We start from the raw sequence: 10,159 nt of genomic DNA on the forward strand, positions 1-10,159 counted from the left end.
CTGCCAATTCATTTGAACAAATGACGCAGTGCAGTAGGCTGCGGCTTCCCAGCATGAGGATGTAACCTATGGTCAAGGCCGCTTCCGCACGACACGCTGCACCGTCTTTCCCTTGGCTGATCGTGTTATGCGGCTGCCTGATCGCAGCCATCAATTTCGGGCCACGTTCGGCCATGGGCTTCTTCCAGCTTCCCATGCTCGAGGACCGGGGCTGGGACAGGACCACATTTGGGCTGGCCATGGCGATCCAGAACCTGCTGTGGGGCACCGGCCAGCCTGTCTTCGGAGCGATCGCGGACCGGTTCGGAACCTGGCGCGTGCTTGCGCTCTCCGCCGTCCTTTACGGGCTTGGCCTGTTCCTGATGGCCACTGCGCCAACCCCCCTCATGCTGCATATCAGCGGCGGCGTGCTTGTCGGGCTGGGAGTCGCGGCGGGCTCCTTCTCGATCGTTCTGGCTGCCTTCGCCCGTCACGTGCCGGCGGAAAACCGCACATTCGTCTTCGGGATCGGCACCGCGGCTGGTTCGGCCGGCATGTTCATTTTCGCACCGATAAGCCAGGGCCTGATCGAAGCCTATGGGTGGTCCGATACGCTGATCTATATGAGCATCGGGATGCTCATCATCCCGGTACTGGCCATTCCTCTTGCCGGCAACTCCAAGAGCGCCAGTGTCCGGCAAGCCGAGTTCGAGCAGAGCTTGGGGGCAGCGCTGCGCGAGGCCTTCGCCCATCGCAGCTTTGTGCTGCTTGTTTCGGGCTTCTTTGTCTGCGGCTTCCAGGTCGCTTTCATCACGGCGCATTTTCCCGCCTATGTCGGCGACCTTGGGATCGATGCCAGCTACGCGGTGATCGCGCTGGCCCTGATCGGCTTCTTCAACATCATCGGCTCGCTCGCCTCCGGCTTCATCGGCCAGCGCTATCCGAAGGCCATCTTTCTCGCTCTCATCTATCTCGGCCGCTCTATCGCGGTTACGGCCTTCCTGCTCCTGCCGCAGACTCCGACAAGCGTCATCGCCTTCGCGGTCGTGATCGGGCTGTTGTGGCTGTCCACCGTAGCGCCTACCAACTCGCTGGTCGCCATCATGTTCGGCACGAAATATCTCGGCATGCTGGGCGGGATCGTCTTCTTCTCGCACCAGGTCGGCTCGTTCCTCGGCGTTTGGCTGGGCGGCTATCTCTATGACCGGTTCGGTTCCTACGATCCAGTCTGGTGGCTGGGTGTCGCACTCGGCATCTTCGCCGCGGTGGTGCATTGGCCGATCCAGGAAAAGCCTGTGGAACGGCCAGCGCTGGCGGCCGCCGAGTAGATCACGCGGCGTTTCCGCTCGCCTCGAGCGCACGCATCAACGCCGAAATGAGGCCCGAGCGCGCGTCGGGCTCGGCAAGGCCGCGCGGCTCATAAACGTGGCGGTGGAGAAAGAAGCCGGTCAGCGCGAAGGCCTGCGCAAGCGCTGGCGCGTCCGTAGGGGCCTCACCCTTCGCCCCCAGAAACCGCGGCAGAGGCAAGAGCTTATCGCGCCAAGGCTCGCCGGCCTCCCGCGTGACCGCCCTGCCCGACTTCGGCGACACATAGACGAGCCCCTCTTGCGCCCCCGTCAACGCGCATCGGGTTAGATCCAGGCCGAAGCCCAGCTCCTCTAGAAGAGCCAACTCGAAACGCGCGAATAGCGCGCCAGCGATCTCCGGCTTATCCAGATGAGCGCAGACGACTTCCATCGCCTTGAAAAGCGCCGGATGGGGATCGCGCTCCGGCAGCAGCCGCAGATGGGCTGCAAGCGTCTGAAGACCGTAGACGGCGGCCGGCGAGGCGATCAGCCGGGCTGCATTCATCTCCAGGGGCTCGACCTGATAGAGGCCCAGATGCTCGTCGAGGCGCGCGCGCCAGACGAGGCCCACGCGGTTGCCTGGCTGAAGAATGGGCTGCAGCCGCCGCGACCTGCCTCCGCGCACAAGGCCGAGATGCCGGCCGTGGGCGGCCGTCATCACCTCCAGGATAACGCTCGTCTCGCCATGCCTGCGCCTGCCGAGGACAAAGCCTTCGTCGTGCCATTCCATGGAACGGTTGTCGTCCCCTCACCCGGGGAATTCAAGCCCCATCTCCCGGTAGCGCTCGGGGTCATCGCTCCAGTTCTCGCGCACCTTGACGAACAGGAACAGGTGCACCTTCTGCTCCAGTAGATGGCAGAGCTCCTCGCGCGCCGCCTGGCCAATGGCGCGGATCGTGGCACCCTTGTGGCCGAGCACGATCTTCTTCTGGCCCTCACGCTCGACATAGATAACCTGCTCGATGCGCACCGAGCCGCCCTTGCGCTCCTCCCACTTCTCGGTCTCCACATGGGCCGAATAGGGCAGTTCCTGGTGAAGGCGCAGATAGATCTTTTCGCGCGTGATCTCGGCTGCGAGCTGGCGCATAGGCAGATCGGAAATCTGGTCTTCCGGGTAGTACCACGGCCCCTCCGGCAGGGCCTCCGCCAGATAGTTCATAACGTCCTCGCAGCCGTCGCCGGTCAGCGCCGAAATCATGAAGGTGCGCTCGAACGGTACGCGGGCATTCGCCTCGGCGGCCAGCACCAGCAGCTTTTCGCGCTTAATACGGTCGATCTTGTTGAGAAGAAGGATTTTCGGCTGACGGATCTGCGCAAGGTTCGCGATGATCGTCTCCGCATCGCCTAAAATTCCGCGCTCAGCGTCCACAAGGAGCGCCACAATGTCGGCGTCCCTTGCGCCGCCCCAGGCGGTCGTCACCATGGCGCGGTCGAGGCGGCGGCGCGGGCGGAAGATTCCCGGTGTATCCACGAAAACGATCTGCGTGCGGTCGTGAATGGCAACGCCGCGGATGATGGAGCGCGTCGTCTGCACCTTGTGGGTGACGATGGAAACCTTGGCGCCCACAAGCTGATTGAGGAGCGTGGACTTGCCAGCGTTGGGGGCGCCGATCAGGGCCACGAAACCCGAGCGGGTATTATCCGCCGCATGCGCAGGGTTTGCGGTATCGGTCATGGAGTATCTTCCAGCGGCTTCCATACACCCTCGCGCACGAGAACCTCAGCCGCGGCCGCCTGTTCCGCCTCGCGCTTCGAGCGGCCGCGTCCGCGCCCCTCGGGATACCCCACAATTCGGACGGCAACGGTGAACACCGGATCGTGATCGGGGCCTTCACGGCTCTCGATCGTGTATTCCGGCGTGCTGCCTGAAACCTGATGCGACCATTCCTGCAGCGCCGTCTTGGCGTCGGTGCGGGCGGCGCTCGCGGCCTTCGAACGTTCGGCCCAATGGGCGCGGATGAAGCGGCGCGCGCCCTCCAGCCCGTCCTGGAGGTAAATGACCGCAACCAGCGCCTCCAGCACATCGGCGCGCATGTTGACCTGCTTGCGCGCGGCGAGCGCGCGCAGGTCATTGCCCGTGCGAATGAGGTCCGTCAGATCCAGTTCGTCGGCGATCTCCGCCAGCGTCTCGGCGTTGACCAGCGCATTGAGGCGAACGGACAATTCCCCTTCGGGCGCTTCCGGGAAATTTTCGTAGAGCATCTCGGCCACCAGTAGGCCAAGCACGCGGTCACCGAGAAATTCCAAGCGCTGGTAATCGGCGCCCGCAGCCCCGCGGGCGCTGGAATGGGTTAGCGCCCGTTCCAAGAGGGCCGGATCGCGAAAGGTGACACCGGTGCGCCTTCCGGCCGCCTCGGCAAGTTCGCTGGCGCTCAGGCGCGTGCCTGTCATGGTCCTGCCGCCGTTATTCGACCCAGTTGAAGATGCGCCCGAGGCGCACCTCGCCCGGCCAGCGCCAGACCTCCAGGGGGCTTGCCCCGCCGGCAATGGAGAAGAAGATGATGTTGGCCCGGCCCACGAGGTTTTCCGCAGGCACAAATCCGACCGAGAAGCGGCTGTCGGTGGAGTTGTCGCGATTGTCTCCCATCATGAAGTAGTGACACTCGGGAACGACGAACTCCCGAGTGTTGTCACCGATCGAATTGGGCGAAAGGTCCAGCGTGTCGTAGGAAACACCGTTCGGCAGCGTCTCGCGGTAGACGTCAACGGGCCGGTTCATCTCCGTGATGTCGGGATTGTCGATCTGGCCGACCTTCTCCCGCTTCACAGGCTCGCCGTTGATATAGAGCTGGCCGTCGCGCATCTGGATGCGATCGCCCGGAAGGCCGATCACGCGCTTGATGTAATCGAGAGAGGGGTCAGGCGGAAACTTGAAGACGACCACGTCGCCGCGCTCGGGCTCCGAACCCCAGATGCGGCCGGAGAAGAGCGGCGGGGAAAAGGGAAAGGAGTGGTGTGAATAGCCGTAGGCCCATTTGGTGACGAACAGATAGTCGCCCTCCAGCAGCGTCGGCCGCATGGAACCCGATGGGATCGAGAAAGGCTGGAACAGGAAGGTCCTGATAACCAGCGCCAGCAGGAGCGCCTGAAGAATAACGCTGACAGTCTCGCCGAGACCGCCTGTTTTTTTCCGGGTTTTGTCGGCCACGCTCATGTCGTCCTCGGTTTGCGTGCGGGCAGGTTCCCGCAGGCCTCAATCGCGTCTCGTCTTATCGGCTCGCAGCGTGCACGGCAATGCGTGGTTGTCCAGGCAAATTGAAGCATGGCCTTCACCTTTCCGGAACGGCTTCGATAATGACGAAGGCCTGGGCGAGCGGATAGTCGTCGGTAATCGTCAGATGAACCAGCGGCCGGTAACCCTCCGGCGTAAGCTCGCGGAGGCGCTTGGCCGCGCCGCCGGTCAGCTCCATGGTGGGTTTTCCGCTCGGCAGATTCACCACCCCCATATCGCGCCAGAACACGCCGCGCGACAGACCCGTGCCGAGCGCCTTGGCACAAGCCTCCTTGGCCGCAAAGCGTTTCGCGTAGGAGGCGGCGCGCTCGCGCCTGCGGTCGGACTTGCGCTGTTCGACCTCCGTAAAGACACGCTGCGTGAATCGCTCGCCGTAGCGCGCCAGCGTCTTCTCGATGCGGCGGATGTCGATCAGATCACTGCCAAGCCCGATGATCATGAAACGATCGCACCGATGTTCGTGTGATTGCCGGCGCGATTTCGCGCCCGCTCGGCCAGATGCTTCTTCCGCTGTTCACGAAAGGCAACCGCCGCCCAGCGCGTAAGCACGTAACAGAGAAGCGCGGCCGCCAGGCCCAGGGGAAGCGAGCCCACAGCCATCGGTTTCAGAAACGGCTCCCAAAGCTCGGCGAACTCCAGGTGCCATAGGAGATGCCCGATATCCTGCGGTCCCATTCCGGCCGGATACCAGCCATGAAGGATGAGCTTGCCAATTTCCAGGGTGGTGCCCCATACCAAAGGAAAGGTCAACGGATTTCCGACAAACGTCCCGATAGCCGAGGCCACCAGATTGCCCCGGATGATCCAGGCAATTGCGGCCGCGATCATGAAATGGAACCCCACAAACGGCGTGAAGGAGGCAAAGACGCCCGCAGCGACGCCGGCCGCGATCGCGTGAGGCGTTGCGCTGAGCCGCAGCGCCCGCTTTGCGAAATATTGTGCTGACCGCCAATAGGAGCGCCGAGGCCAGATCATCATCCTCAGCCTCTCGAGGAAATCGGCATTTTTCCTGCTTTTGAACAGCATATCCCTCAAGACCGCCACTTCGCCGCCGGGGCCGGCATTGCACGGGCATACACCGGTTCCGTTAATGGGGTATTCTGCGGAGCCGCCAGCCCGGCTGCAGAATATCTAAGCACTGAACAGACAGAAGCAAACCGGCAGCGCCCGAAGGACACTCGCGCCCATCCCGATCCACCCGGATTCCTTTTTGCTAGGGTGCCGCATAGGCGGAAATGAGGCGATGCCTGTTGACGGAGGAAAGCGGAGGCAACTCATCCGTTCACCCGACGCACATCGCTGACGCATGACGCTTCCTTGAGCTGCGAGATAAGGCGGTTCAGGTGCTTCAGGTCCCAGACCTCCAGATCGAAGATCATCTCCGTGAAGTCGGGCGCCGTGCGCGCCATGGATAGCGTGTGGATGTTCGCATCATTCGTGGCGATCACCTGGGCGATGGCGGCAAGTGAACCCGGCTCGTTGATCGCGGTGACAGACAGGCGCGCGGGAAAGCGCTCCTTCATGTTTTCGTCGATGTCCCAGCGCACGTCGATCCAGCGTTCCGGCTGATCGTCGAAGGCCGTCAGCGACGGCGACTGGATGGGATAGATGGTGATGCCCTGGCCCGGCGTAAGGATGCCTACGATGCGGTCGCCCGGCACCGCGCCCTCCGGCGCGAAACGCACAGGCAGGTCGCCCGACACGCCCCGGATGGGCAGTGCCCCGTTCTCGCCCCCGGAAGACTCCCTGCCCTTCTCCTTGCGATTGCGGCGCCCGGCCCTGCCCGGAATCTGGAACAGCATGCCGGCGGCATTGCGCAGGTTGAACCAGCCTTCTTCGCGCCGCTTCGGCCCCTGGGTCACGCGCTCGTCCTTGTAATCGGGGAAGACCGCATGAATGACGTCCTGGCTGGAAAGCTCGCCTCGCCCGACGGCGGCCAGCACGTCCTCCACGTCCTTGCGGGCAAGCCGGGGCAGAACCGGCTTCAGAAGGTCCTTCGAGAAGGTCTTTCCCGCCCGCTCGAAGGCGCGTTCCAGAATGCGTGCGCCCAGCCCCGAATATTGCTTGCGGATGGCGTTCCTGGTGGCCCGCCTTATAGCGGAGCGGGCCTTGCCCGTGACCACCACCGATTCCCAGGCAGCCGGCGGAACCTGCGCCTTAGAGCGGATGATTTCTACCTCGTCTCCGTTCTTGAGCTCTGTCATAAGCGGCATGATCCGGCCGTTGATCTTGGCGCCCACACAGGAATCGCCAACTTCGGTGTGCACCGCATAAGCAAAATCGATCGGTGTCGCTCCTCGCGGCAGCGCGATCAGCCGCCCCTTGGGCGTGAAACAGAAGACCTGGTCGTGGAACAGCTCCAGCTTCGTGTTTTCCAGGAAGTCTTCCGGATTGTCGCCTTCCGACAGCGCCTCGATAGTGCGGCGAAGCCAGGCATAGGCATTGGTGTCCCGTGAAATCTGGTTGCCGGGACCGTTGGCGTTCGGACCGAAATCCTTGTAGAGCGAGTGCGCCGCCACGCCATACTCGGCGATGCGGTCCATCTCGTGCGTGCGGATCTGCAGTTCCACGCGCTGCCTTGAGGGACCGACGATCGTGGTGTGGATCGAGCGGTAATCGTTCTGTTTCGGCGTCGAAATGTAGTCCTTGAAGCGGCCGGGCACCATGGACCAGGTGGTATGGATCGCGCCCAGCGCGCGATAGCAATCCTCCACCGTATCGACGATCACGCGGAAACCAAAGATGTCGGAGAGCTGCTCGAAGGAGAGCGCCTTGGCCTCCATCTTTCTGAACACTGACCACGGCTTCTTCTGCCGGCTCTTCACAACCGCATTGATCTGATACTTTTCGAAGAGCCTGGCGAGTGCCGCTTCGATCTCGCTGATAACGCCGCGGTTGCGCTCGGTGAGATCGGAAAGCCGCTCGGTGACGGCATGATAGGCTTCCGGGTTGATGTAGCGGAAGGCTAGCTCCTCCAGCTCTTCGCGCATGTCCTGCATCCCCATGCGCCCGGCGAGCGGCGCATAGATTTCCATCGTCTCCTCGGCGATCCTCAGCCGTTTGTGCACGGGCACGTGGTCGAGCGTGCGCATGTTGTGCAGGCGATCGGCCAGCTTGACGAGGAGGACGCGCACGTCCTCGGAAATGGCGAGAAGAAGCTTGCGCAAATTTTCCGCCTGCTCTGCCTTGGAGGAGACAAGGTCGAGCTTCTTCAGCTTCGTGAGACCCTCCACCAAGGCACCGATCTCGGGACCGAACAGCTCGTCGATCTCCGCCCGCGTGGCGGTTGTGTCCTCGATCGTATCGTGCAGAAGCGCCACGGCGATGGTCGCCTCATCGAGATGCATCTCGGTGAGGATCGCCGCGACTTCCAGCGGATGGGAAAAGTAGGGATCGCCCGAGGCGCGCTTCTGATGGCCATGCTTCTGCATGGCATAGACATATGCCTTATTCAGAAGCGCCTCGTTGACGTCCGGCTTGTAGCGCTGCACGCGCTCGACAAGCTCATACTGGCGCATCATGGGCGGCGTCTCCCTCCTTCAGGCATGCCGCCCTACCAGTACGTGCGGCCCCCTATGCGGCAGCACCGCCACAGATGAAGGAGGCACAGCACGGGCGATACCTCAGAAGTCGTCGTTTTTCTCCGGCGGAACCAGCCCCTCGATGCCAGCGAGCAGGTCCTCTTCGCTCATGCGATCGAAGGCGACAGCCTCCTCGCCAAGCACATCCGCTTCCCGACCATCCGCCGGAGCAAGCGCGGGAACATCCTCGGGCTCGTCCACTTCCACATGCTTCTGCAGCGAGTGGATGAGATCCTCCTTCAGATCGCCCGGGGAAAGCGTCTCCTCGGCGATCTCGCGTAGGGCCACCACCGGGTTCTTGTCGTTGTCGCGGTCCACAGTGATCGGCGCGCCCTGGGAAATCTGGCGCGCTCTGTGGCTTGCCAGCAGCACGAGTTCGAACCGGTTCTCGACCTTGTCGATGCAGTCCTCAACGGTTACGCGGGCCATTTCCTGCCCCTTTCTTCTCAAGCAGATCTGCGGGAAAAACCTGCGCGGGTGATAGCTTCTCCGAGCGCAAAATACAAGAGTTGCGCCTCCCGGCGGGATGAGCCGGCAGCCACACCTGCTTTTCAGGTTCTTGCCCTCGGCTCGCCCTTTTTCGGGCGCGTTCACCAAACGAAGATTTTTTCTCTCTGCAATTTAATTGGCATTGGCTTAAAAACAAGTCCGCACTATGTCTGCATGCGTGCTTCGGCACCGCATATTCGGTGCCGGGAGGTGTTCGTGCCCAGTGATTGCCACGAAGGATATTTGAACCATGTTTGACCCTCGCGAAAAGATCGCCATGTTTATCGACGGTGCGAATCTTTACGCCACGTCTCGTGCGCTGGGCTTCGATATAGATTATCGCAAGCTGTTGGCGACCTTCCAGAAGCGGGCCTATCTTCTGAGGGCGTATTACTATACGGCCCTGGTGGAAGATCAGGAATATTCATCGATACGGCCGCTGATCGACTGGCTCGATTACAACGGCTACAAGGTCGTGACAAAGCCTGCGAAGGAATTCACGGATTCCACCGGCCGCCGGAAGATCAAGGGCAACATGGACATCGAACTGACGATCGACGCGCTGGAGCTCGTCGACGTGGTCGATCACTATGTCATCTTCTCCGGCGACGGAGATTTCCGCACCCTGGTCGAGGCGCTGCAGCGCAAGGGCCGCAAGGTCAGCATCGTCTCCACGATCCAATCGCAGCCGCCCATGATCTCGGACGAGCTGCGGCGGCAGGCCGACAGCTTCATCGACCTGGCGTCGCTGCAGGCGGAGATCGGCCGCGACCCGTCGGAGCGCGCCGTGCGGCGGCAGGACCCCGCCGAAGACGACAAGGACGACGACGACAACGAATGAGCATTCCGGCGACCGTAGAGCCGCCGCGCGACTGCGCCCTCTGCCCGCGCCTTTCTGCCTTTGTGGCCGAGTGGCGGGCCAACGAGCCCGATTGGCACAATGCACCGGTACCGACCTTTCTGCCCGCTGGCGGGGCGGAAGCGGTGCGGCTGCTGATTGTGGGTCTGGCGCCGGGACTGCGCGGCGCCAACCGTACGGGCCGGCCCTTCACCGGCGATTATGCCGGCACACTTCTCTACGAAACGCTGATCGACTTCGGCTTCGCGCGCGGCCGCTTCGAGGCACGCCCCGATGACAGCCTTGAGCTTATCGATGCGGCGGTGACCAATGCGGTGCGCTGTGTGCCGCCGGAGAACAAGCCGGTAGGAAGTGAGGTGAAGACGTGCCGCGAGGCCTTTCTGAGGCCCACGCTCCGGCACCTGCCAAATCTGGCCGCCATCGTGACGCTCGGCCGGATCGCACATGACTCCACGGTCCGTGCGCTCGGCCTGCCAGCCAGCGCCTTGCCCTTCTCCCATGGTGCCGAACAGGCGGCTGGTCCGATCCGCATCTTCTCCAGCTATCACTGCTCGCGATACAATACGAATACGGGCGTGCTGACGGAGAAGATGTTCAGGGATGTGTTTGCGAGAGTGAAGGGGTATTTGGGGGAAGCGAATAGCGAGTAGCGGATAGGGATTAGGGAACAGTA

11 protein-coding genes are annotated in these 10,159 nt (G+C 62.6%); 3 read left to right on the forward strand and 8 right to left on the reverse strand.

Annotation, left to right across the window (positions count from 1 at the left end; translation table 11 throughout):
• The first annotated feature begins 68 nt into the window (after positions 1-68).
• Positions 69-1,307, forward strand: coding sequence for an MFS transporter (locus tag NYR54_RS11510; protein ID WP_261515797.1), 1,239 nt, complete (start codon positions 69-71; stop codon positions 1,305-1,307).
• A gap of 1 nt (position 1,308) precedes the next feature.
• Here NYR54_RS11510 and recO read toward each other — a convergent pair whose 3' ends face one another.
• From recO to rpoZ, 8 genes are all read right to left on the reverse strand, one after another.
• Positions 1,309-2,055, reverse strand: a complete 747-nt coding sequence (gene recO / locus NYR54_RS11515; protein WP_261515798.1) for a DNA repair protein RecO — start codon at positions 2,053-2,055, stop codon at positions 1,309-1,311.
• Positions 2,056-2,073: 18 nt separating this feature from the next.
• A complete protein-coding gene (era, locus tag NYR54_RS11520) occupies positions 2,074-3,000 on the reverse strand; it encodes a GTPase Era (protein ID WP_261515799.1) in 927 nt (308 codons plus the stop codon).
• Positions 2,997-3,716 (reverse strand): ribonuclease III, encoded by a 720-nt coding sequence (rnc, locus tag NYR54_RS11525; RefSeq protein WP_261515800.1) that lies wholly within the window; start codon positions 3,714-3,716, stop codon positions 2,997-2,999. The genes era and rnc overlap by 4 nt, the downstream gene beginning before the upstream one ends.
• Before the next feature lie 13 nt (positions 3,717-3,729).
• A complete protein-coding gene (gene lepB, locus NYR54_RS11530) occupies positions 3,730-4,479 on the reverse strand; it encodes a signal peptidase I (protein ID WP_261515801.1) in 750 nt (249 codons plus the stop codon).
• 115 nt (positions 4,480-4,594) lie between these two features.
• Complete coding sequence (gene acpS, locus NYR54_RS11535; protein WP_261515802.1) at positions 4,595-4,996, reverse strand: holo-ACP synthase; 402 nt, start codon at positions 4,994-4,996, stop codon at positions 4,595-4,597.
• Complete coding sequence (locus NYR54_RS11540; RefSeq protein ID WP_423738608.1) at positions 4,993-5,535, reverse strand: DUF2062 domain-containing protein; 543 nt, start codon at positions 5,533-5,535, stop codon at positions 4,993-4,995. The genes acpS and NYR54_RS11540 overlap by 4 nt, the downstream gene beginning before the upstream one ends.
• A gap of 296 nt (positions 5,536-5,831) precedes the next feature.
• Entirely contained in the window at positions 5,832-8,078 is a 2,247-nt protein-coding gene (locus NYR54_RS11545; RefSeq protein WP_261515803.1) for a RelA/SpoT family protein, read from the reverse strand.
• Between the two features lie 102 nt (positions 8,079-8,180).
• Positions 8,181-8,567, reverse strand: a complete 387-nt coding sequence (gene rpoZ, locus NYR54_RS11550) for a DNA-directed RNA polymerase subunit omega (RefSeq protein ID WP_261515805.1) — start codon at positions 8,565-8,567, stop codon at positions 8,181-8,183.
• A gap of 310 nt (positions 8,568-8,877) precedes the next feature.
• Between rpoZ and NYR54_RS11555 the strand changes: the two genes are divergently transcribed.
• A complete protein-coding gene (locus NYR54_RS11555) occupies positions 8,878-9,468 on the forward strand; it encodes a LabA-like NYN domain-containing protein (protein WP_261515806.1) in 591 nt (196 codons plus the stop codon).
• A complete protein-coding gene (locus NYR54_RS11560) occupies positions 9,465-10,136 on the forward strand; it encodes a uracil-DNA glycosylase (RefSeq protein ID WP_261515807.1) in 672 nt (223 codons plus the stop codon). The genes NYR54_RS11555 and NYR54_RS11560 overlap by 4 nt, the downstream gene beginning before the upstream one ends.
• Positions 10,137-10,159: the final 23 nt, after the last annotated feature.

Source organism: Chelativorans petroleitrophicus (assembly GCF_025398195.1).
GTDB lineage: Bacteria > Pseudomonadota > Alphaproteobacteria > Rhizobiales > Rhizobiaceae > Chelativorans > Chelativorans petroleitrophicus.

What these genes read in the sequence shown, in the direction of transcription:
- NYR54_RS11510 (WP_261515797.1), top strand. Translation starts at nt 69, where the DNA reads ATGGTCAAGGCCGCTTCCGCACGACACGCTGCACCGTCTTTCCCTTGG.
- recO (WP_261515798.1), bottom strand. Translation starts at nt 2,055, where the DNA reads ATGGAATGGCACGACGAAGGCTTTGTCCTCGGCAGGCGCAGGCATGGC.
- era (WP_261515799.1), bottom strand. Translation starts at nt 3,000, where the DNA reads ATGACCGATACCGCAAACCCTGCGCATGCGGCGGATAATACCCGCTCG.
- rnc (WP_261515800.1), bottom strand. Translation starts at nt 3,716, where the DNA reads ATGACAGGCACGCGCCTGAGCGCCAGCGAACTTGCCGAGGCGGCCGGA.
- lepB (WP_261515801.1), bottom strand. Translation starts at nt 4,479, where the DNA reads ATGAGCGTGGCCGACAAAACCCGGAAAAAAACAGGCGGTCTCGGCGAG.
- acpS (WP_261515802.1), bottom strand. Translation starts at nt 4,996, where the DNA reads ATGATCATCGGGCTTGGCAGTGATCTGATCGACATCCGCCGCATCGAG.
- NYR54_RS11540 (WP_423738608.1), bottom strand. Translation starts at nt 5,535, where the DNA reads ATGATGATCTGGCCTCGGCGCTCCTATTGGCGGTCAGCACAATATTTC.
- NYR54_RS11545 (WP_261515803.1), bottom strand. Translation starts at nt 8,078, where the DNA reads ATGATGCGCCAGTATGAGCTTGTCGAGCGCGTGCAGCGCTACAAGCCG.
- rpoZ (WP_261515805.1), bottom strand. Translation starts at nt 8,567, where the DNA reads ATGGCCCGCGTAACCGTTGAGGACTGCATCGACAAGGTCGAGAACCGG.
- NYR54_RS11555 (WP_261515806.1), top strand. Translation starts at nt 8,878, where the DNA reads ATGTTTGACCCTCGCGAAAAGATCGCCATGTTTATCGACGGTGCGAAT.
- NYR54_RS11560 (WP_261515807.1), top strand. Translation starts at nt 9,465, where the DNA reads ATGAGCATTCCGGCGACCGTAGAGCCGCCGCGCGACTGCGCCCTCTGC.